Source organism: Flavobacterium tyrosinilyticum (assembly GCF_023656565.1).
Lineage (GTDB): Bacteria > Bacteroidota > Bacteroidia > Flavobacteriales > Flavobacteriaceae > Flavobacterium > Flavobacterium tyrosinilyticum.
In genome coordinates this window covers 1,111,228-1,131,645 of the sequence record NZ_JAMOKG010000003.1, presented here as the reverse complement: position 1 = coordinate 1,131,645, position 20,418 = coordinate 1,111,228, and the positions used below count along the sequence as shown (strand labels likewise).

Annotated in this window: 21 protein-coding genes; 11 read left to right on the top strand and 10 right to left on the bottom strand. The window is 33.3% G+C overall.

What is annotated here, in order from left to right:
• Window positions 1-38 precede the first annotated feature (38 nt).
• The 6 genes from NCC77_RS19130 to NCC77_RS19105 all read right to left on the bottom strand — a co-directional run bounded on the left by NCC77_RS19130 (window position 39) and on the right by NCC77_RS19105 (window position 5,943).
• Window positions 39-671, bottom strand: coding sequence for an NAD(P)H-dependent oxidoreductase (locus NCC77_RS19130; RefSeq protein WP_250837032.1), 633 nt, complete (start codon window positions 669-671; stop codon window positions 39-41).
• A 13-nt stretch (window positions 672-684) separates the two neighbouring features.
• Window positions 685-1,143, bottom strand: coding sequence for a MarR family winged helix-turn-helix transcriptional regulator (locus tag NCC77_RS19125; protein ID WP_095929073.1), 459 nt, complete (start codon window positions 1,141-1,143; stop codon window positions 685-687).
• Window positions 1,144-1,432: 289 nt separating this feature from the next.
• The gene (locus NCC77_RS19120) at window positions 1,433-3,010 is read right to left on the bottom strand and encodes a glycerol-3-phosphate dehydrogenase/oxidase (RefSeq protein ID WP_250837031.1); all 1,578 of its coding nucleotides are present in this window, start codon (window positions 3,008-3,010) and stop codon (window positions 1,433-1,435) included.
• A gap of 310 nt (window positions 3,011-3,320) precedes the next feature.
• Window positions 3,321-3,797: a DUF6691 family protein gene (locus NCC77_RS19115; RefSeq protein WP_250837030.1), complete on the bottom strand. Its 477-nt coding sequence runs from the start codon at window positions 3,795-3,797 to the stop codon at window positions 3,321-3,323.
• A 10-nt stretch (window positions 3,798-3,807) separates the two neighbouring features.
• Window positions 3,808-4,371, bottom strand: coding sequence for a YeeE/YedE family protein (locus NCC77_RS19110; RefSeq protein WP_250837179.1), 564 nt, complete (start codon window positions 4,369-4,371; stop codon window positions 3,808-3,810).
• Window positions 4,372-4,530: 159 nt separating this feature from the next.
• Window positions 4,531-5,943 carry an MBL fold metallo-hydrolase gene (locus tag NCC77_RS19105; protein ID WP_250837029.1) on the bottom strand — a complete coding sequence of 471 codons (1,413 nt, stop codon included), beginning with the start codon at window positions 5,941-5,943 and terminating at the stop codon, window positions 4,531-4,533.
• 205 nt (window positions 5,944-6,148) lie between these two features.
• On the opposite strand from NCC77_RS19105, the gene NCC77_RS19100 reads away from it, so the two are divergent.
• The 3 genes from NCC77_RS19100 (at window position 6,149) to cydB (ending at window position 9,598) form a co-directional block, all read left to right on the top strand.
• Window positions 6,149-6,739 (top strand): HD domain-containing protein, encoded by a 591-nt coding sequence (locus NCC77_RS19100; protein ID WP_250837028.1) that lies wholly within the window; start codon window positions 6,149-6,151, stop codon window positions 6,737-6,739.
• Window positions 6,740-7,172: 433 nt separating this feature from the next.
• Entirely contained in the window at window positions 7,173-8,519 is a 1,347-nt protein-coding gene (locus NCC77_RS19095; protein ID WP_250837178.1) for a cytochrome ubiquinol oxidase subunit I, read from the top strand.
• Between the two features lie 2 nt (window positions 8,520-8,521).
• The gene (gene cydB / locus NCC77_RS19090) at window positions 8,522-9,598 is read left to right on the top strand and encodes a cytochrome d ubiquinol oxidase subunit II (RefSeq protein ID WP_250837027.1); all 1,077 of its coding nucleotides are present in this window, start codon (window positions 8,522-8,524) and stop codon (window positions 9,596-9,598) included.
• Between the two features lie 37 nt (window positions 9,599-9,635).
• Here cydB and NCC77_RS19085 read toward each other — a convergent pair whose 3' ends face one another.
• Window positions 9,636-9,815 carry a hypothetical protein gene (locus NCC77_RS19085; RefSeq protein WP_250837026.1) on the bottom strand — a complete coding sequence of 60 codons (180 nt, stop codon included), beginning with the start codon at window positions 9,813-9,815 and terminating at the stop codon, window positions 9,636-9,638.
• A 21-nt stretch (window positions 9,816-9,836) separates the two neighbouring features.
• Here NCC77_RS19085 and NCC77_RS19080 point away from each other — a divergent pair, with 21 nt between their 5' ends.
• The 4 genes from NCC77_RS19080 (at window position 9,837) to NCC77_RS19065 (ending at window position 12,771) form a co-directional block, all read left to right on the top strand.
• A complete protein-coding gene (locus NCC77_RS19080; RefSeq protein WP_250837025.1) occupies window positions 9,837-10,691 on the top strand; it encodes a hypothetical protein in 855 nt (284 codons plus the stop codon).
• Between the two features lie 132 nt (window positions 10,692-10,823).
• Window positions 10,824-11,219: a helix-turn-helix domain-containing protein gene (locus tag NCC77_RS19075; RefSeq protein WP_095929064.1), complete on the top strand. Its 396-nt coding sequence runs from the start codon at window positions 10,824-10,826 to the stop codon at window positions 11,217-11,219.
• Window positions 11,220-11,743: 524 nt separating this feature from the next.
• Window positions 11,744-12,148 (top strand): hypothetical protein, encoded by a 405-nt coding sequence (locus tag NCC77_RS19070; RefSeq protein WP_250837024.1) that lies wholly within the window; start codon window positions 11,744-11,746, stop codon window positions 12,146-12,148.
• 236 nt (window positions 12,149-12,384) lie between these two features.
• Window positions 12,385-12,771 carry a helix-turn-helix transcriptional regulator gene (locus tag NCC77_RS19065; RefSeq protein ID WP_095929062.1) on the top strand — a complete coding sequence of 129 codons (387 nt, stop codon included), beginning with the start codon at window positions 12,385-12,387 and terminating at the stop codon, window positions 12,769-12,771.
• 86 nt (window positions 12,772-12,857) lie between these two features.
• On the opposite strand, the gene NCC77_RS19060 is transcribed toward NCC77_RS19065, so the two are convergent.
• Entirely contained in the window at window positions 12,858-13,643 is a 786-nt protein-coding gene (locus NCC77_RS19060) for a sulfite exporter TauE/SafE family protein (protein ID WP_250837023.1), read from the bottom strand.
• A gap of 172 nt (window positions 13,644-13,815) precedes the next feature.
• Window positions 13,816-14,451 carry a Crp/Fnr family transcriptional regulator gene (locus NCC77_RS19055; RefSeq protein WP_250837022.1) on the bottom strand — a complete coding sequence of 212 codons (636 nt, stop codon included), beginning with the start codon at window positions 14,449-14,451 and terminating at the stop codon, window positions 13,816-13,818.
• Between the two features lie 363 nt (window positions 14,452-14,814).
• Here NCC77_RS19055 and NCC77_RS19050 point away from each other — a divergent pair, with 363 nt between their 5' ends.
• The 4 genes from NCC77_RS19050 (at window position 14,815) to NCC77_RS19035 (ending at window position 19,738) form a co-directional block, all read left to right on the top strand.
• Entirely contained in the window at window positions 14,815-15,126 is a 312-nt protein-coding gene (locus NCC77_RS19050; RefSeq protein ID WP_129745301.1) for a rhodanese-like domain-containing protein, read from the top strand.
• Between the two features lie 75 nt (window positions 15,127-15,201).
• Complete coding sequence (locus tag NCC77_RS19045; protein WP_250837021.1) at window positions 15,202-16,782, top strand: NADP-dependent glyceraldehyde-3-phosphate dehydrogenase; 1,581 nt, start codon at window positions 15,202-15,204, stop codon at window positions 16,780-16,782.
• A 301-nt stretch (window positions 16,783-17,083) separates the two neighbouring features.
• A complete protein-coding gene (locus NCC77_RS19040) occupies window positions 17,084-18,961 on the top strand; it encodes a M1 family metallopeptidase (RefSeq protein ID WP_250837020.1) in 1,878 nt (625 codons plus the stop codon).
• A gap of 162 nt (window positions 18,962-19,123) precedes the next feature.
• A complete protein-coding gene (locus NCC77_RS19035) occupies window positions 19,124-19,738 on the top strand; it encodes a hypothetical protein (RefSeq protein ID WP_250837019.1) in 615 nt (204 codons plus the stop codon).
• A 50-nt stretch (window positions 19,739-19,788) separates the two neighbouring features.
• Here the strand turns inward: NCC77_RS19035 and NCC77_RS19030 are convergent, their stop codons facing one another.
• On the bottom strand, window positions 19,789-20,352 hold the full coding sequence (locus NCC77_RS19030; RefSeq protein WP_250837018.1) for a PorT family protein: 564 nt from the start codon (window positions 20,350-20,352) through the stop codon (window positions 19,789-19,791).
• Window positions 20,353-20,418 lie beyond the last annotated feature (66 nt).

Here is a 20,418-nt window from a genome sequence, read left to right as displayed (position 1 = left end):
TTTTTTAAAATTAAAATTTGAATTTGATTAATAAATAATTATAGAGTGATAAATAATTCTTCGTGTGATTTTCTAACTTTTTTCTGGTGTTGAGATTTGTCCTCATCATGTCTGTAACCTACAGTTGCAATTACAGAAGCATTTAGACCTAATTTGTCAAAACCTAAAATTTCGTTGAAAGAAGCTGCGCTGAAACCTTCCATTGGAGTAGCATCAATTTTTAATTCGGCAGCTGCATTTAATAAGTTTCCTAAAGCTAAATAAGTTTGTTTTGCCGTCCAGATGTGTTTTGCGTCTTCAGATAAATTTGAAATTACACCTTTCATCATATCGCTAAATCCGCCTAAAGCTTCAGCAGGAACACCTCTAACTTCGCTAATATTATTGATGTATTTGTCAACAGAACCTGAATCAAGGCTTAAATCATTTGCAAAAATGAATAGGTGAGAAGCATCTGTAATTTGAGTTTGTCCCCAAGCTGCTCCTTTTAATTTTTCTCTTAATTCTGGATTTTCAACAATAACTACTTTATAAGGTTGTAATCCGTATGAAGAAGCACTTAATCTTACTGCTTCTTTTAATGTATTTAAATCAGCATCTGATATCTTTTTTGAAGCATCATATTGCTTGACTGCGTATCTCCAATTTTGATTTTCTAAGAAATTGCTCATAGTTTTTATTATTTTATTTGTTGGTTCTATATTTTTCTAATAATTGATTTAAGAAAACTAATTCTTCTGGTTGTAAATTGTTAGCAAACGTTTGTTCATGCTCATCTACTTTCGGATCTAATTCTTTTAAAACATCTAATCCTTTTTCTGTAATCGAAACTTCAATTTTTCTTCGATTATCTGGACAGACATTTCGAGTTACAAAATCCTTTAATAATAATTTGTCTACCAAACGTGTTGTGTTGCTTGTTTTAGCAAGCATTCGCTCTTGTATCACGCACATATTAGCAGGTTTTCCTTTTTGTCCTCTTAATATACGCAACACATTATACTGTTCTCCAGATAAATCATACGGTTTGATCAACTCGTTGAAATGATCCTGAATCACATTTTGCGTGTACATGATATTCAGAATAACTTTTTTCGCATTATCCATCTTAACCGTACTCTTAATAACCTCTTCAATTGTCATAGTCGTAAGTGTATAATTTGTATATACAAATGTACAACTTTTAATAGTTGTATATACAAATGTTTTGTTAATTATTTGTTAACATGTTTAATTGGGCTTTTAGCAAGAACTAAAGACTCGTTTTTCGATACTAAAATTAGTGTAATTTTTTTAATATAACGATCTGATATATTGTGAATTAATGATTTTTTAAAATCAAGAAGCAATTTTGATTAATACTATTTTTTAAATGCCTTTTTGTAAGAAGATTTTAAAACAAAAGTTATTCAAGATAGGCTGAATTTACTATTTATTGGAATTCCGAGAGAAGAAAACCCTTTGCAATTTGTTTGAAATTGGCAATTTCTGTGTTAATCCAAGCTTCATCATGTTCTAATTCTTTAGCTAGTACTCTTGCCGTTTTCTCACAAACTTCAATTGCAGCTCTTGCATCTAAGAACAATAAACGAACTCTTCTTGCTAAAATATCATCTACCGTTCTTGCCATTTCGTAACGGATAGCCCAAACAATTTCTGCCATCGTAAATTCGTGATCAGGATGCAATTTTTCTTTTAACTCTTGTTCGCTTTCTTGTAATTCAATTATTTTAGGAATATCAGTACCATATATATAAAGGTGATTTTCTCTATCTAAAGAATTCGTAGATTTATTTCCATGAATGGGAAGATGTTCCGTGCAACATTCCTTGGGAGATAATTTTCCAGTTTTGATTGCTTTATCCATAATATCTTCAGCAATTTTTCTGTATGTTGTCCATTTTCCTCCAGTAATAGTAATTAGACCCGTTTCTGAAACTATAATTTTATGGCTTCTAGAAACTTCTTTGGTGCTTTTACCTTCTTCTTTCGGTGCAGCCAACGGGCGCAATCCTGCAAAAACAGAAAGAACATCTGCTCTTGTTGGTTTTTTGGCTAGAAAACGTTGAGCGGTTTCGAGAACAAATTGAATTTCGCTTTCTAAAGCAATAGGTTCTAAACTTTGTTTCTTTATTAAAGTATCGGTCGTTCCAACTACAACACGATTATGCCACGGAACAGCAAATAAAACTCTTCCGTCTTTTGTTTTTGGAATCATTAAGGCATGATCCCCAGGCAAAAAAGATTTGTCAAATACTAAATGTATTCCCTGACTAGGAACAATGTATTTTTTGTAAACATTATCATTGAGCTTCATAATAGCATTTGTAAAAACTCCTGTCGCGTTAATTATGGCAGCACCTTTTATATCCTGTTTAGTTCCGCTTTCCTGATCTTGAACTTGAACACCAATAACTTGATTTCTGTCGTCTTTTAGCAAATTGACTACTTTTACATAATTCAAAACACAAGCTCCGTTTTCTACAGCCGTTTGAGCAAGGTTAATTGCTAAACGAGAATCATCAAATTGGCCATCGTGATAAATAACGCCATTCACCAATCCATCTTCCTCTACGTTTGGAAGCATTTCAATAGTTTTCTTTTTCGAAAGATATTTAGAACTTCCTAAACTCAGGCAACCAGACAATAAATCGTAAATCTTTAATCCGATGGTATAAAAATAACCGCTAAACCAATGATAATTTGGAATAACAAAGGATTGATTTTTAACTAAATGATTTGCATTTTGCGCCAATAATCCTCTTTCTTTTAATGCTTCTCTAACTAAATGAACATCGCCTTGAGCCAAATAGCGTACTCCGCCATGAACCAATTTGGTACTTCTGCTCGAAGTTCCTTTTGCAAAATCTACAGCTTCAAATAATATTGTTTTGTAACCGCGACTTGCTGCATCAATTGCAGTTCCGAGTCCGCTTGCTCCACCACCTATAATTATTACGTCCCATTTTTCAGTATTTTTGAGTTTGGCTAATTGTTCGGAACGATTCATGTTTTGGCTTTAAAAATTTATTTTTAGGGAAATGTTGTTGAAAGCAAACTTAACGAAATGAAATTAAAAATTGATGAAGAAATGTTTGTGGTTTTTCTTTGTTTCAAGTTTCAAGTTGATTAACATTGAACATATCTAACCGCAAAGCACGCAAGATTCTTTTTGAATAAGGTTCCATAAAGCGCAAAGTTCGCAAAGCTTTGTAAATAAAACTTTGCGAACTTTGCGTATATCTTTGCGTGCTTTGCGGTTAAATCAACCTGAAACTTGAAGCTTGAAACTTGAAACAAATTAAACCTGAAACAAATTTTTAATGTGGCAGTTTATCTTTAATCAAACCATAAACCCAAGTTCCCGCAATTGCGCTTACCAAAGTAACAACAATTACAGTAGCACCCGTACCAATTTGAGCGAAAAGCGGACCAGGACAAGCTCCCGTAATAGCCCATCCGAAACCGAATAATAATCCGCCATAGATTTGTCCTTTGTTGAAAGTCTTTGGCTGGATTTCGATTTTTTCGCCATCAAGAGTTTTGATATTAAATTTTTTAATCAATTGTACAGATATTAATCCAACAACAACAGCACATCCAATTACGCCATACATATGAAACGATTCCAAATTGAACATTTCCTGAATACGAAACCAACTGATGATTTCTGCTTTTACGAATACAATTCCGAAAAAGATCCCAACGATTAAATATTTTAGGTTTGCAAATGCAGTTTCTTTTTTCTGGCTTGCGTTGATTCCTTCGCCGTCTATATTTTTATTTTCTAAACTCATTTTTGAAATTTTAAAGTGAAAGAATATAAGGTAAAATCAAAAGGGCCATTACAAAACCACCAATCATAAAACAGATGGTAGCTACCAATGATGGCCATTGTAAGTTTGATAATCCCATAATCGCGTGTCCGCTTGTACAGCCGCCAGCGTAACGTGTTCCGAAACCTACCAAGAATCCGCCAACCACAATCATGATAAATCCGCGAAGCGTTAATAAACTTTCCCAAGAAAATAATTGCGATGGAACTAAACCGCTATGATCTGTAATTCCATAAGTAGCTAATTTCTCTGATAATTCAGGAGCAATTTCCACAGGATTTGGATTTGATAAAAAGTGAGCCGCAATAAAACCACCAAAAAATATTCCAAGAACGAAGAATAAATTCCAGCTTTCTTTTTTCCAGTCGTATTTAAAAAACGAAATGTTTGCAGGAATACAAGCAGCGCAAATATGACGCAATGAAGAACTAATCCCGAAAGATTTATTCCCAATAATTAATAAAATTGGAACAGTTAATCCAATCAGCGGGCCAGCAACATACCAAGGCCAAGGTTCTTTAATGATTTCAAGTATACTCATTTACTTTTAAAATTTAGATTTTTTTTATTTTAACCATTAAGATATTAAGTTAATTAAGTGGGAATGCTTAATTTTTCTTAGCCTTCTTTGAAAAGTTTCATTAAGCTCAAAAACTTAATTAACTTAATATCTTAATGGTGAAAAAATTACACTTTATAGTGTTTTGCTTTGACAAACAAAATCTGATTTTGGAATATTGGTTTTAGAAATCGCTCCGAAACCTCCTTCAACTTCAGAAAAATTTCTGAAACCTCTTGCTTGAAGAATAGAAGCTGCAATCATACTTCTATAACCGCCAGCACAGTGCAAATAAAAATGCTCATTTGGATTAATATCTTTTACCCAATCATTAATATAAGCCAAAGGTTTGCTATAAGCGTCATCAATATGTTCTGCTGCGTATTCTGTTTCTTTACGGATATCTACGACTTTATCTTCGCCAAATTTAAACTTATTTGCAAATTGTTCGGCAGTAATTCTGTTAACAGTATCAATTTCGAAACCTGCATTTTGCCAAGCTTCAAAACCGCTTTCCAAATGCCCAATAATCGTATCAAAACCTACACGGCTTAAACGTGTTACAGTTTCTTCTTCCATGCCAGCCGCAGTAACCAAAATAATTGGCTGCTTTACATCGGCAATTAAAGTTCCAACCCACGGCGCAAAATCACCATTGATTCCGATATTGATCGATTGCGGAATAAATCCTTTGCTAAAATCTGCGGCACTTCTTGTGTCTAGAATTAAAGCGCCAGTTTCTTCAGCAACTGCTTCAAATTCTTTTACATTTATTGCTTTCATTCCGTTGTGCAAAACCGTTTCAAAGCTTTCGTAACCTTGTTTATTCATGGCAACATTCATGCTAAAATAGGCTGGGGGAGGTAATAATCCATCCGTTACTTCTTTGATGAATTCTTCTTCGGTCATGTTAGCACGCAAAGCATAATTTGTTGCTTTTTGATTTCCGATTGTTGAAACCGTTTCTTTGCTCATGTTTTTTCCGCAAGCGCTTCCCGCACCGTGCGCAGGATACACAATTACGTCATCAGCCAAAGTCATGATTTTATCTCTTAACGAATGATATAAAATTCCAGCCAATTGATCTTGTGTCATTCCAGCTGCTTTTTGAGCCAAATCAGGACGGCCAACATCTCCGATAAATAAGGTATCTCCAGAGAAAATAGCGTGATCTTTTCCGTTTTCATCAATCAGTAAAAAAGTAGTACTTTCCATGGTATGACCTGGAGTATGTAGTGCTTTAATTGTTATTTTTCCGATTTTGAATTCCTGACCGTCTTTCGCAGAAATGCAATCAAATTCGCAAGCAGCATTTGGACCGTAAACGATTGGCGCTCCAGTTTCTTTACTTAAATCAACGTGACCCGAAACGAAATCGGCGTGAAAATGCGTTTCAAAAATATATTTCAGTTTAACGCCATCACGCTCTAAACGATCCAGATAAGGCTGAATTTCTCTAAGCGGATCAATAATGGCTGCTTCACCATTTGAAGTGATATAATATGCACCTTGAGCAAGGCATCCGGTGTAAATTTGTTCTATTTTCATGATAGGTATTGTAAAATGATGGGTTACAAAGGTAACTTTGTTTTTTAAAAAAATAGGTGACTAATGTTACAGAAATTAGGTTTTTGTGTAAAAAAATGTGGCGTTTGTCATATTCGGTTGAGATAAATTAAATTTAAAGTTGAGCAATTACGCTTTAAGCTTTAATTTTGCATATGACGAATGTCATTTCAAAACAAAAAATAAAATGAACACACAACACTTATTGGATCAAATTGCTTTTATAAAAGAAATTGATAAAGTAAAATACATTCAGCGCAAGACAAAATTATTCAACAGCGACAGATGTGAAAATGATGCAGAACACAGTTGGCATTTGGCTTTAATGGCAATTGTTTTGGCAGATCATTCCAATGAACCGATTGATGTTTTGAAGGTCGTTAAAATGGTTTTGATACACGATATTGTCGAAATCGACGCTGGAGATGTTTTTATGTACGACACTGTCAAGAATCATGATAATACAGACGAAGAAAGATTAGCGGCCAATAGAATTTTTGGTCTTCTGCCTAAAAATCAAGCAGAAGAATTTATTGCAATCTGGGAAGAATTTGAAGCGGGAGAAACCAACGAAGCCAAATTTGCAAGATCTATGGACAGACTTGAACCTTTATTGCAAAATACATCAAACAATGGCGGAACTTGGAAAGAGTTTGGAGTAAAATATGATAAAGTTTATGAGAAGAAAAGCGTCATAAAAAATGGTTCAGCATCTTTATGGAATTACGCTGAAGGTTTGATTAATGAGAGTGTTGAAAAGGGAATTTTAGAAAAATAATAAAACAGAACTACGCAATCAAAATCAAACATAGCCTGCGGTTTCAACCGCAGGAAACGTATCGGATATGCATTGTGTTCCCATGGTTGAAACCACGGGTTATGTTTTTATACGTAAATCTATACACAATATTGTCATTTCGACCGAAGGGAGAAATCACACACAGAATTCCATAACCTATTATCTCCAATCTTTGTAGAATTACTAGTGTGATTTCTCCCTTCGGTCGAAATGACAAAACAATGCGCAAAAATATATACGAAGAAACTTTGTCAAAGTTCAAAACTTTGACAAAGTTGCAATGACAAGTGTTATTTCTACCCTTTAAATTGTTGAAAAGTTTAACAAATATCAGGCGATAAACTTTTTTTAAAGGACGTTAATTCGGGTTCTAATGGTTAAATTTGTGGAACTTCATAAACAAATTACCATTATGGAAGAAATGCTCTTTTATGATCGAATGCAATTTGCCTTCACGATCACTTTTCATTATCTTTTTCCGCAACTTACAATGGGTCTTTCGCTGATCATTGTGTACTTCAAGTGGAAATATCTCAAAACTAAAGACGAACAATACAATCACGCCACCCATTTCTGGATGAAAATCTTCGCCCTCAATTTTGCAATGGGCGTTGTAACGGGAATTCCGATGGAGTTTCAATTTGGAACCAACTGGGCTAAATTCTCCGAATTAACAGGAGGAATTATCGGGCAGACATTGGCAATGGAAGGAATGTTTTCTTTCTTTCTTGAATCTTCTTTCCTCGGATTATTTTTGTTTGGAGAAAAACTACTTGGCCATAAATGGCATTTTGTAACGGGATTATTAATCATGATTGGTTCGTGGGCCAGCGGTTACTTAATTATTGCGACACATTCTTGGATGCAGAATCCAGTTGGTTATGAAATTCTCGAAAACGGAAAATTTGTTCTGAATAATTTTCAAGCCTTATTCTTAAATCCCTGGCTTTGGCCTTCATATTTACACAATCAAGCGGCTTCTTTAGTAACGAGTTCTTTTGTTGTAGCTGGAATTGGAGCTTTTTATATTTTAAGTAATAAAAATGTTTCTTTCGGGAAATTGTTCTTAAAAACAGGTGTTATTTTCGGATTGATTTCGAGTGTAATTGTTGCCGTTCCAACAGGAGATTTATTGGCTAAAAATGTAGTAAAATATCAGCCCGTGACTTTTGCGGCTATGGAAGGGATTTTTCATACCGAGAAAAAAGGCTCTGAAATTGTTTTAATCGGACAGCCCGATGTGAAAGACAAAAAATTGGACAACAAAATTGCCGTTCCTAATATTTTGAGTTTCTTGACTTATGGAAATTGGGATCAGGAAATAAAAGGTTTAGATCAGTTTGAAGAAGATTTGCATCCAACTAATATTTCTGGTTTGTATTATGCATACCACATCATGGTTGGACTCGGAACCGTGTTTATCGGATTAATGGTGCTTTCGCTTTTCCAATTAGTAAGAGGAAAATTATTTGAAACCAAATGGATTTTATGGTCTTTAATGTTCATGATGCCGTTTCCGTACATTGCCAATACAACAGGCTGGTACACGGCAGAATTAGGAAGACAGCCTTGGCTGGTTTATAATTTATTGCGAACTGCAGAAGGAGCTTCACCAACGGTTTCATCGGGAAATACCTTGTTTACATTGCTTGGTTTTATTGGTTTATACCTTTTACTGGGAATGCTGTTTTTACTTTTGGTTGGAAAAATTATCAATAAAGGGCCGCATAAAGTGGACCTTTCAACAGAAAAAATATAAATATGGAATTTTTTTGGTACGTAGTTTTAATGGGAATTTTGGCTGTTTATCTGGTTTTAGATGGCTACGATTTTGGTGCAGGAATTATTCATTTATTTTTTGCCGATACAGAAAAAGATAAAAAGGCAATTACAAATGCCATTGGTCCATTTTGGGATGCCAATGAAGTTTGGTTAATTGCGGCGGGAGGTGTTTTGTTTTTTGCTTTCCCAACTTTATATGCTTCTTCTTTTAGCGGATTTTATCTGCCTTTGATTATGATTTTATGGCTTTTGATTTTCCGTGCCATCGGATTAGAAATGCGTGGACAGATTCATAATCCTATGTGGGAAAGTATTTGGGATAAGGCTTTCGGAATTGCGAGTCTGCTTTTGGCTCTCTTTTTCGGAATTGCTTTGGGAAATATTGTTCGAGGCGTGAATCTTGGAATGGTTCAAAACGGAGTTTCTACACAAGAACCACATTATTTCTTTTTGCCTTTGTGGAATCCGACTTTTAGTCCGCAAGCAAATGAATTGGGGATTATTGACTGGTTTACGCTTTTCTTAGGAATTGTGAGTGTTGTGGCGCTCACTATTCACGGTGCAAACTGGATTATTTATAAAACGAATTCGGCGCTGAATCCTAAATTGAAAAATGTAGTTTTTAAACTGAATTTTGTTTTGCTGATTTTAGTTTTTATTTCTTTAGGAATTTGGCATTTTATCGAACCAAAACCATTTCATAATTTTATTGAAAATCCGATTCTTTGGTTTTTTCCTTTAATGACTTTTGTTGGAATTGCGGGATTGTTCAAAGTTCGTTCTTTCAAAAAAGACGGTCAAGGATTTATTTTTTCGACCTTATTTTTAGTTGGCGGATTTGCGTCTACAGCGGTTTCAATTTTCCCGAATGTTTTGCCATCCACTAATAAAGTAAATCCGTCTTTAACGATTTACAACACTGCCGCTCACGAATACGGATTAAACGCTGGTTTGAGCTGGTTTTTTATCGCTTTGTTTCTCGTTATTATTTATTTTATTATTCAATATCGCGTTTTCAGCGGAAAAATGGATGATATTGGATATGGGGAACATTGATTTTTTTATAGCCACGAATTCACGAATTTTATTCTGATTAATGAATTTTATAGCTATAGATTACACGAATTTTAGTTTCAATATAAAATGAATTGCCTCCAGCTTTAGCTGGAGGTTTTTTGTTTGAATTTGAATTAGGCTTTAGCCAAACCTTACGATTTTGGCTAAAGCTTTTTTTTATATAGATTTGTTTACCTCCAGCTAAAGCTGGAGGCATTTTTTTTAAAAAAAAGCATCAATGAAAAAACAAATAATAACGTTACTTATTTTCTTATTTGGATCTATAAAAGCAGTTGCTTGCAGTTGTGATACACCTAAACCAATTTTAGAGTTTTATTCTTCCAAGTATGTTTTTGAAGGATTAGTTACATTTAAAAAAATTGCCAAAGATTCTACTACTTATTCTATAAAAGTTAAAGTGCTCAAAAATTATAAAAAAGCTAATATTCCGAAAGAACTGCGTTTTACATTTTACTATGAGAAAGGGAACTCTGGTGGGAGTTCTTGTTATTCGGAAGTTTATAAGAATCAGAAATTACTAGTTTTTGCCTCTGAATATCAAGGAAAATTAGGTTTCAGTATTATGTGTTCCAATTCGCAGGTTATTCGGGAAAGAGGAATTGATCCTCGTCTGCAAAAGGTGTTGGATCATGGAAATGAATTTAAACTAGATAACTACATCTATGATCTTGACTATACGGTGAACAATGAATTTAATTCTACGAAACCAATTACCAATCTCGACTCCATTTTTAAAGATGCGAAAGCTATTAAATCTGATAAACCATTCGGACTTTTTGCATTGTACATTAATAAAAAAGGAGAATTAGTTTCTGTTTTTAATTTTTTTGATTGGCATAAATCTTCTGAGGATTTTAAAATTGATCCGAATTTTGGTTTAATGACAGAATTTAATGTAAAAAGTAAAAGACCTATAACAGAATTTGAAATTTATGCTACAGAATTGCTCAAAAAAGTAAAGAGTTGGGAATTAAAAAGAAGTAAAGTAACACAAATTGCTGTTGATTACATGGCTTATATTTCTGTAGATTTTGATGAAAAGACTTCAAAATGGACTTATGAATTGAGATAAAGTTTTTATTTTAAAGTCAATTTGGCTTTAGAGAAATCATAAAGTTAGACTATGGCTTTTTTGCATTAGTACGAAAAACTTGTATTTTTACGAATCAAATAATTTCTCAAGAAATTTAAATATCTTTGAATTATGAGCACAACAGCAAAACCAAAACATATAGGAAGGAACATAAGCCGAATTAGAGAGCTTAAAGGAATGAAGCAGGAAGCTTTGGCAATTGCAATTGGGCTAAGCCAGCAAACTGTTTCGAATATAGAATCGAGTGAAACGATTGATAATGAGAAATTGACAGAAATTGCAAAAGCACTTGGTGTTTCTATTGAAGCAATTGAAAATTTTTCGGAAGAATCTGTCTTCAATTTCTTCAATAATTTTTATGATAATAGTTCAAGTCAAGGAAATAGTTTTAATCAAGGAATGTATGCGACTTTTAACCCTTTAGATAAAGTGGTTGAACTTTACGAACGATTGGTCCAAGCTGAAAAAGAAAAAGTAGAATATTTAGAGAAATTGCTTAAAAAGTAATAGAAAAACATAAAGAAAGAAATGAATTGCCTCCAGTTTTAGCTGGAGGTTTTTTGTTTGAATTTGAATTGGGCTTTAGACAAACTTTCCGGGTTTGGCTAAAGCCTTTTTTGTATACATTTGTTTACCTCCAGCTAAAGCTTGAGGCAATTGATTGAAAATATTAAAGACAAAACGTCATTTTACCTGAGTCTGCGTTAGGGATAGGAGCGGTATCTCCCGATTTAGAAAAACAAGGCTTTTTAGCAGTAGTTTTTGTTAATCGGGAATAAAGCGGATAGCCCGGCCGGAGGCAACGCCCAAAAGAATCTTCTTACTTGAGATTTTTTTTTATAAATAAAGTATAAGATAACTTTTACGAAAGATTTAATTACAACCGATAGTTATATTCTATAATGTTAATTGTAAGAAAAAAAAGGTCTTAATGCTTAATATTGCGTATCTAAGAATTTTTTCCCCCTAAGAATTTTTAGAAATTGATTTTTCACTAGAAGCTTAAATCTATTTTTACCTACTAAATTATTATGCCTTTAACAGTTTTTTCCGACAAGGTTAGATTTCGTTACAAATCTAAGAATTGGCAGTATCAGTTTGATGAAATTAAAGAAATTGGACTGCTTAAAAAAAAGAAGAAATATTTTCTTGAAAACGGTGTTTTTTTAGCCGTAACCGCTGCAACATATTATTGCATGCTATTTTCCAACTTAATGGACTTGTATTACATTATTCCTGCAATTTTGTTCTATTCGTTTATCATAGCTATTAGATTAGGGAACAAGGCCGAATTTATTTATTTTGTTTTTGTGAAAGATATTTACCAGAACAAAATAAGAACTAAAATTGCCACCAAAGACCGCATATTGGTTGGCAAGCAGATCGATTCTTACTTAGATCTTCAGTTTGAAAGAAGTGTAAAAAGAACTGCTTAAAAAAATCAGAGATTTTTATATTCAATATTTCCCATTATGATTGCATTTTTCATAATGGCAGCTTTGATGTACGGTTATTTTATCATTACACAAAGAAAAAATTAACAAAACGCTGCAACATAAGTATTTAATTATGAAGTAGTTTTAAGGTTTTTCAATAAAAAATAATAGTATAGTCGTGCCGTAATCTAACGGCTGGCTGTTTTGACTATACATGACTAAAAATCAGAAATAACATGGCCACAACAATTAAAAGTAAAATCAAAAATATTAGAGAGTTAAAAAATTATACTCAGGAATACATGGCAGAAAGATTAGGCGTAACCCAAGCTGGTTACAGTAAAATTGAAAAAGGAAAGACTTCTTTGAGTTACGAAAAATTGGTTGAAATAGGAAGAATTTTGGATGTCAGCGTAGAGGATATAATTAGTTTTGATTACGATAAATACTTTAATAATTACAACAAAATAACAGGAAATAATAACGGCAGTATTTTGATTAATGCCGATAATTCTTCAGTTTTGAAGGAGCTTTATGAAGATAAAATTCAATTGCTTGAAAAACTGCTTTCGAGAACAGAAATCGAGCTTGAAAGATATAAGGACAAATTTGGAGAAATTTGAAGGTTTTAGTTTCATCTTTGTCAAAGTTTAAAACTTTGACAAAGATTACTCTAGAAGTGAAACTAAATAAAGCGTTGAAATTCCTTTTAGAATAAAACTTCTTTGGCAATGATGTAAAATCCCATTACGAGCACAAACCACCCAAAAAGAGGTTTTAATTTAGTGCCGTCCATTTTTTTTGAAAGCTGGCTTCCAATAAACATTCCGATTAAAGCCATTGCAGAAACGCTTAATAAGAAAGTGTAATTTATTGGTGTCCCAATGTATAGATCGCCAGCAAAACCTATTGACGAATTAATAGTGATTATTAATAATGAAGTTCCTACGGCTTGTTTCATGGGTAGATTGGCAAAAAAAAGCAAGGCAGGAATAATTAAGAATCCGCCGCCTGCACCTAGAAATCCGGTTACGATTCCGACCAAAAAACCTATAAAGCTCAATTGCGAATAATTAGTATCTGTTGATTTAATTTCGGACTGATTTTTTTTAATCATAGAAATGGCTGCCGTAATCATTAGGATAGAAAAGATGATCATAATTAGAAAATCTTTTGAAACGGTATAGGAAGCAACAGAAAACAAAGTCGATGCAATTTGCGGAAATATCACTTCTCGAATTATTAAAATGGAAATAATTGAGGGAATAGCAAAATACAAAGCCGATTTCAGTTTTAGGTTTCCCATTTTATAATGGCTATAACTTCCAAATAAAGCGGTTAACCCGACAATAAATAAAGAATAAGAAGTGGCTTGATCGGGATTTACTTTAAACAAATAAACTAAAATAGGAATAGTAAGAATAGAGCCTCCACCGCCAATTAAGCCAAGCGAAATTCCGATTATGATTGAGGCAAAAAATCCTAAATATTCCATTGCATATGTTTTGATGCAAAGTTGCCTCAGAAATTAGAAATCTACAGTAACATTTATCACAGACCTAAATAATTTTACCATTAAGATATTAAGGAAATTGAGCTATGCTTTCTTAATGAAACTTTTAAAGGTTAAGTAATATTAAGCGATCCAACTTAATTAACTTAATATCTTAATGGTTAAAATTTAGCAATTCAATCTGGTTTCGGTTGAGTTTGACCAGACCGCGCTGTTCCATTTTTTTGAGTAATCTAGAAACTACTTCCCGAGAAGTATTTAATTCGGTTGCGATTTCCTGATGCGATAAATTTACCTCAGAACAGCCACAGGCATCAGAATGTCTTTTTAAGTAGAATTCTAATCTTTCATCCATAGAACGGAAAGCGATATTGTCTACCACTTCGAGAACTTCTTCAAAACGGCTTCGGTAGGTTTCAATTACAAATTCGTACCAGCTTCTATGTTCCATCATCCATTTATCCATCAATTGCAACGGAATCATCATAACAGTAACATCCTCAACCACTTTTGCCATAATCTGGCTTTTTTCGCTTTTTGCTGTACAAATCATTGATATCGCACAAGCTTGTCCAGGTTGTAGGTAGTACATTAAAAACTCTCCGCCGTCTTCACCTTCGCGATAGATTTTGATTTTACCTTTAGTTATCAAAACTGTATTTTTAATATACTGACCAGTACGCATTAAAATGGTTCCGGCTTCAAAATCCTGAAGGCTTCCATTTTCTTCTATGGTAGCAATGAGTTCATTCGAGAAATTAGGAAAAATGGTTTTTAATGAATGTTGCATATTGTAGATTTTTTTTGCCATCTAATTGCATTAATTCAAAACAATTAATTCTAGAGAATTCATGTAATTGGCGGCTAATGTTTTTATCAAAATCGGATAAAAATATAGGATTGTTTGCAAAGATAAGGGTTTGGAATGGGAATAATTATCAGAAAACTAGATTTAAGATTAATTTTATGTAAATGAAAAAATCCTATTTTCTATCGATTTTGTAGGCTGAATTTTTAAAAATAGTAACTAAATTTGTAATTCACTGATTATAATACTTTCTCTAAAACGTTTTCTGAGAATAATAATCGAAATCGCATTTGGTACGTTTTTTATATAGAGAAACGTCGTAATTTTACAAAAACACATTTTACTATGAATTTATCACAAGAAGATTGGGTTGCTCAGTTACAAGCTGACGAAAATGCAGTTATACTTGACGTAAGAACTGAGGACGAATTTAATGATGGCTATATTGAGAATGCTCTAAATATTGATATCAATAAAGGGCAGGCTTTTATCTATGAAATCGAAGAATTAGACAAAAATAAAAACTATTACGTATACTGTCGTTCTGGGGCTAGAAGCGCGAAAGCATGCCAGATTATGAACGAATTGGGTATCGAAAATGCCTACAATCTGCTTGGAGGAATCCTAGATTGGGAAGGTGAAACAGTACAACCATAAATGAAGAAGAGGCAATAAAAAAGCCTCTTTTTTCTTTTGAAAATAAAATTACCAGACCATTAAACAAACCAAATTATGAGTTTTATACCAGAAGAATATCAGATTAATAGTCTGATAAATCAAGATACCTATCTTGTAAATGGAGAATTGAAACAATGGACAGGGCAAACCACACCTGTGTTTTCAACTATTTCTTCAACAGAAAAGTATTCGCCGACTTTATTAGGATCTATTCCTTTTATGGGAGAAAAAGAAGCAGCAGAAGTTGTCGAAGCTGCTACCAATGCATACGATATGGGACAAGGCTTATGGCCGACTATGAAAGTAGTTGATCGTATTAAATGCATGGAAAAATTTGTGAAACAAATGAAAGAAACCCGCGAAGAAGTAGTGAAATACTTAATGTGGGAAATTGGAAAGTCATTAGGAGATTCGCAAAAAGAATTTGACAGAACAGTAGAATATATTTACGATACTATTGCTAGCTATAAAGAATTGAACGGACGCAGTTCGCACTTTGAAAAAGTGCAAGGTGTAAACGCTATGATTCGCCGCGGACCTCTTGGAGTTGTGTTGTGTCTTGGACCATACAATTATCCTTTAAATGAAACTTTCTCCTTGTTGATTCCAGCTTTGATTATGGGGAATACGGTAATCTTCAAACCAGCTAAACATGGTGTTTTATGTATTTCGCCATTATTGGAAGCTTTTAGAAGCAGTTTTCCTAAAGGAGTAATCAATGTTGTTTATGGAAGAGGACGCGAAGTGGCTTCTCCGATTATGAAATCTGGAAAAATAGACGTTTTAGCCTTAATTGGAAACAGTAAATCAGCGATTGCTTTACAAGATCAGCATCCAAACAAAAACAGATTGCGTTTAATTTTAGGTTTAGAAGCTAAAAATCCAGCGATTATTCTTCCAGATGCCGATTTAGATTTGGCTATTCAGGAATGTATTACGGGAAGTTTGTCTTTTAACGGACAACGTTGTACTGCTTTGAAAGTGTTATATGTTCACGAATCGATTGCTGAAGAATTCAATAAACGTTTTTCTGAAAAAGTAGACAGTTTGCTTTTTGGAAATCCGTGGGAAAAGGGAGTTGCTCTAACACCGCTACCAGAAACCGACAAACCAAAATATATTCAAGGTTTAATTGATGATGCTCTTCATAAAGGAGCTAAAGTCATCAATGAAAAAGGAGGAAAACATACTGATAACTATATTTTTCCAGCAGTTTTATATCCAGTAAATAAAGAAATGCGTGTGTATCACGAAGAACAGTTTGGGCCAGTTGTTCCTGTACTTTCTTTCAAAGATATTAAAGAACCATTGAAAGATATGGCAGAATCAAATTACGGACAGCAAGTAAGTTTGTTTGGTAAAGATATAAAAACTCTTGCGCCGCTAATTGATGCTTTGGTTAACTTAGTTTGTAGAGTAAACCTTAACAGTTCTTGCCAAAGAGGGCCAGATGCTTTCCCTTTCACAGGACGAAAAGATTCTGCTGTAGGAACTTTGAGTATTCCAGATGCTTTGCGTTCTTTCTCAATTCGTACGTTTGTAGCTTCAAAAGATATCGATTATAATAATGAGATTCTGCAGGAATTGCTTAACAGCAAAGAATCGAATTTTATTAATACAGATTATATTTTGTAGTCATCAAGGTTATATATTAATTGTAGATGCCGTCTGTCGCTTTTAGTGATAGACGGTTTTTCTTTTTAAAGATTCTAAGGTTCTTTTTTAAAGATTCTAAGTTTCTGAGATGCTAAGATTCTAAGTTTTTTTGTAAAAAGTTTGATGTAAAATATAAAATGAAGTTTTTCTGCATCTCACATTTCACCATTTACAATTCACAACTTACAATTCACCATTCACAATTAATACTTAAATTTGTAACATTGTTTTAAAACAGCAGTCTTATATATCAAACAATTTAAAGACCTAAGAATTATTTATGAAAAAGAGATTTTTGCAATTTGCATTAATAGCATTCGTTCTTTTTGCCCAAGATACTATTGCTCAAGAGCTTTACATGCCTCGAAATATAAAAAAAGCCTATGAAAACGGAACACGTTCTAAAGACGGAAAACCAGGCGCAAACTATTGGCAGAACCGTGGAAAATATAATATGGAAATTTCAGTTGATCCGAAAACGAGATTGGTTAGCGGAACTGAAACCATTATTTACGAAAACAATAGCAAAGATACTTTAAGAAACTTAGTTATTCGTTTTGTAAACAACCTTCACAAGCCTTCTTCTCCAAGAGGAAGTGAAGTAAGCAACGATTTTTTAAGCGACGGATTAACGATTACTTCATTGAAAGTAGAAAATGAAGTGTATAAAGAAGACGCTAAAAACTGGGGAACTGTTGGAAATGTAAAATTGCAAAAACCAATTTTACCAAATTCAAAGACCACTATAAATATTCAATGGAATTATCCTTTGTCTAAAGAAAGTGGTAGAGAAGGCCAGATTGACGAAACGACATTTTTTGTAGCGTACAGTTATCCTCGCGTTTCAGTTTTTGACGATTATAATGGTTGGGATAGATTGGCCCATACAGATCGTCAAGAATTTTACAATGACTTCAACGATTATGTTTTTTCTGTAAAAGCACCAAAAAACTACGTGGTGTATGCAACTGGAGATTTATTAAATCCAGATGAGGTTTTGCAACCTGAATTTGCTTCCCGCTTAAAAAAATCATATATGACAGATGAAATTCTGCATATTGCAAACGAGCAGGAAATGAAAAGCGGAATCGTAACGAAACAATACGATTGGAATGTCTGGAAATTTGAAGCTAAAAACATAACAGATGTGTGCTTTGGTTTAAGTGATCATTATTTATGGGACGCTAGTAGTGTTGTAGTCGACAAGAAAACAAATCGTCGAGCAAGCGTTCAGGCGGCTTATAATGTAAAGGGAACCGATTTTGTAAATTCGGTAAAAAACAATCAATATGCTTTAGATTGGTTTTCTAACAATTGGCCAGGAGTTCCGTATCCGTTTTCTAAAATGACGGCTTTCCAAGGTTTTGCCGATATGGAATATCCAATGATGTGTAACGATTCTGAAATGGGAGATCCTATTTTTGCACAGTTAGTACAAGATCACGAAGTAGCGCATACTTATTTTCCTTTTTATATGGGAATTAATGAAACGCGTTATGCCTTTATGGACGAAGGTTGGGCAACTACTTTTGAATATTTAATCGGAATTGCTGAACATGGTAAAGAAGCTGCCGATAAGTTTTATAAAGAATTTAGAGTGAAACATTATATAAACGATCGATCTTCAGAAGAAGATCAGCCTATTATAACAATGTCTACACAGGTTTCTGGCGCAGGTTATGGAAATAATTCTTATGGTAAAGCTTCTCTATCTTATTTGGCTCTAAAAGATATGTTAGGAGATGAAATGTTCAAAAAAGCGCTTCATTTTTATATGGATACTTGGAACGGAAAACATCCTATTCCGTGGGATTATTTTAATTCATTTAATACAGCAACAGGAAAGAATTTAAATTGGTTTTTTAATAATTGGTTCTTTACTAACAATTATATAGATATTGCCGTAAAAGGTCTTTCTGCTGATAAGAAAACGATAACAATAGAAAATATTGGAGGTTTTGCAATTCCTTTTGATGTTGTAATTACTTATGCTGATAAGTCAAAAACAACTTTGCATCAAACGCCAGCGATTTGGGAGAAAAATCAAAAAACAGCTAAAATAATTTTGAAAAGCGCAAAAAAAATCGAAAAAATTGAGATTGATGGTGGAATTTTTATGGATGCAACGCCAGAGAATAATGTTTTAAATGTTAAATAATTGAATTAAGTTTAGTTAAATAAATTAAAGCGTCACTTTGTTGTAGTAAAGTGGCGCTTTTTGTTTAAAATAATTAAAAATATTCAAGTTGCAGAAAAACAGTATAAATATTTCTGGGAAAAATATTACGTTTGCCAAATACTAAACATACCACCAAATCTAATGAAGAATACTTTTGTTCTGATTGCTTTGCTAAGCAGTCTCCAGTTTTTTGCTCAGAACGATCAAAAGACTGCATTTCAAAAAAACAAATATGAATTGGCTAATTCTTACTACAAAAAAGCCGATTTTGTAAAAGCTATTGATTTATTTTCTTTAGCTGCAAAGATTAAACCTGAAAATGAAATCGGAAAAGAAGCTATTAAAAAGGTAGACACCTTACGCGAACTTTTAAGAAAAGAAATTTTAAATCAAGCAATTGGAACTTGGAAAAGAACAGGAAATCAGCCAGTTTGGTCTTCGGCAACAGCAGTTACTGCCAGTCAATCTACTTTTGACGAAGTGGTCGAAATTAAAGAGAATGAAATCTTGTTTTATGAAGTTGACAAAAAAACAAAAGTAAAGAAACTTCTCAGAACTGAGAATTTAGTTTATAATGATGCAAAAAGCACGGTGTCATTATTTTCAGAAATTATTCTTTCTGATGGAACAGTTTGGAACTGTAGTCTTAATGAAAATTCAGACGTATTGCATGTTGTTAATGTAGCTGTTAAAACAGAAGAGGGAATAAAAAAGATAGAAAGTGATAATGAGGAAAATTATTACGTTAAAATGTAAGTGAATTATAGAAAAAGGGAATCGATCGATTCCCTTTTTTATTATGAGTTTTATAGAAATTTAAATCCAATGGAGAGATTGGTGACTCCAGTTTTAATTTCGCTGCTAGACGCATCTATATCACTAAGTCCGGCAAGATATCTAACATCAAAAGTCAGTCTCCAGACATCCACTCCAACACCTCCAAGAATGCTATGATTGTTTTTTTCTATAGCGATAGAATTGAGATTATTGCTAGTACTTATGTCTGAATAATTTTTCCAGTTGTATCCCACAAAAAGCCTCACATTTCCGAGTTTTCCAAGCGGAATAATTTTAAGTCCTGCAATTAATGAAGCATCTGTTCCTGATAGTTTAAATTCGGTTTCTCCAACGCCGTTTTGGTATACGCTAAAATTAGTTTGACCATATCCAAACTCGCCCTGAGCATAAAAAAGTGCAAGGTTTAATCGACCAAATGCGGAAAATCCAATTCCTGTATTCGTATGATCGGAGCTGAAATTTTTGGCATTGACAGATGTAATATTGGTAGAAAACTGTGGTCCGATTTGTATTAACTGTGCAAATCCATTGGCACAAATACATAAAAATGCTGTTAAAAGGAATTTTCTCATGACGGAATTTATTTGATTTTGGTTCTATAAAAATAATCATAATACATTAGAATTGAATGATTTGTC

Coding starts and splice junctions, on each gene's coding strand:
- NCC77_RS19120 (WP_250837031.1), bottom strand. CDS start 3,010: ATGAATCGTTCCGAACAATTAGCCAAACTCAAAAATACTGAAAAATGG.
- NCC77_RS19035 (WP_250837019.1), top strand. CDS start 19,124: ATGAAGAATACTTTTGTTCTGATTGCTTTGCTAAGCAGTCTCCAGTTT.
- NCC77_RS19105 (WP_250837029.1), bottom strand. CDS start 5,943: ATGAAAATAGAACAAATTTACACCGGATGCCTTGCTCAAGGTGCATAT.
- NCC77_RS19065 (WP_095929062.1), top strand. CDS start 12,385: ATGGCCACAACAATTAAAAGTAAAATCAAAAATATTAGAGAGTTAAAA.
- cydB (WP_250837027.1), top strand. CDS start 8,522: ATGGAATTTTTTTGGTACGTAGTTTTAATGGGAATTTTGGCTGTTTAT.
- NCC77_RS19080 (WP_250837025.1), top strand. CDS start 9,837: ATGAAAAAACAAATAATAACGTTACTTATTTTCTTATTTGGATCTATA.
- NCC77_RS19050 (WP_129745301.1), top strand. CDS start 14,815: ATGAATTTATCACAAGAAGATTGGGTTGCTCAGTTACAAGCTGACGAA.
- NCC77_RS19115 (WP_250837030.1), bottom strand. CDS start 3,797: ATGAGTTTAGAAAATAAAAATATAGACGGCGAAGGAATCAACGCAAGC.
- NCC77_RS19130 (WP_250837032.1), bottom strand. CDS start 671: ATGAGCAATTTCTTAGAAAATCAAAATTGGAGATACGCAGTCAAGCAA.
- NCC77_RS19060 (WP_250837023.1), bottom strand. CDS start 13,643: ATGGAATATTTAGGATTTTTTGCCTCAATCATAATCGGAATTTCGCTT.
- NCC77_RS19095 (WP_250837178.1), top strand. CDS start 7,173: ATGGAAGAAATGCTCTTTTATGATCGAATGCAATTTGCCTTCACGATC.
- NCC77_RS19040 (WP_250837020.1), top strand. CDS start 17,084: ATGAAAAAGAGATTTTTGCAATTTGCATTAATAGCATTCGTTCTTTTT.
- NCC77_RS19030 (WP_250837018.1), bottom strand. CDS start 20,352: ATGAGAAAATTCCTTTTAACAGCATTTTTATGTATTTGTGCCAATGGA.
- NCC77_RS19125 (WP_095929073.1), bottom strand. CDS start 1,143: ATGACAATTGAAGAGGTTATTAAGAGTACGGTTAAGATGGATAATGCG.
- NCC77_RS19075 (WP_095929064.1), top strand. CDS start 10,824: ATGAGCACAACAGCAAAACCAAAACATATAGGAAGGAACATAAGCCGA.
- NCC77_RS19045 (WP_250837021.1), top strand. CDS start 15,202: ATGAGTTTTATACCAGAAGAATATCAGATTAATAGTCTGATAAATCAA.
- NCC77_RS19055 (WP_250837022.1), bottom strand. CDS start 14,451: ATGCAACATTCATTAAAAACCATTTTTCCTAATTTCTCGAATGAACTC.
- NCC77_RS19070 (WP_250837024.1), top strand. CDS start 11,744: ATGCCTTTAACAGTTTTTTCCGACAAGGTTAGATTTCGTTACAAATCT.
- NCC77_RS19085 (WP_250837026.1), bottom strand. CDS start 9,815: ATGCCTCCAGCTTTAGCTGGAGGTAAACAAATCTATATAAAAAAAAGC.
- NCC77_RS19100 (WP_250837028.1), top strand. CDS start 6,149: ATGAACACACAACACTTATTGGATCAAATTGCTTTTATAAAAGAAATT.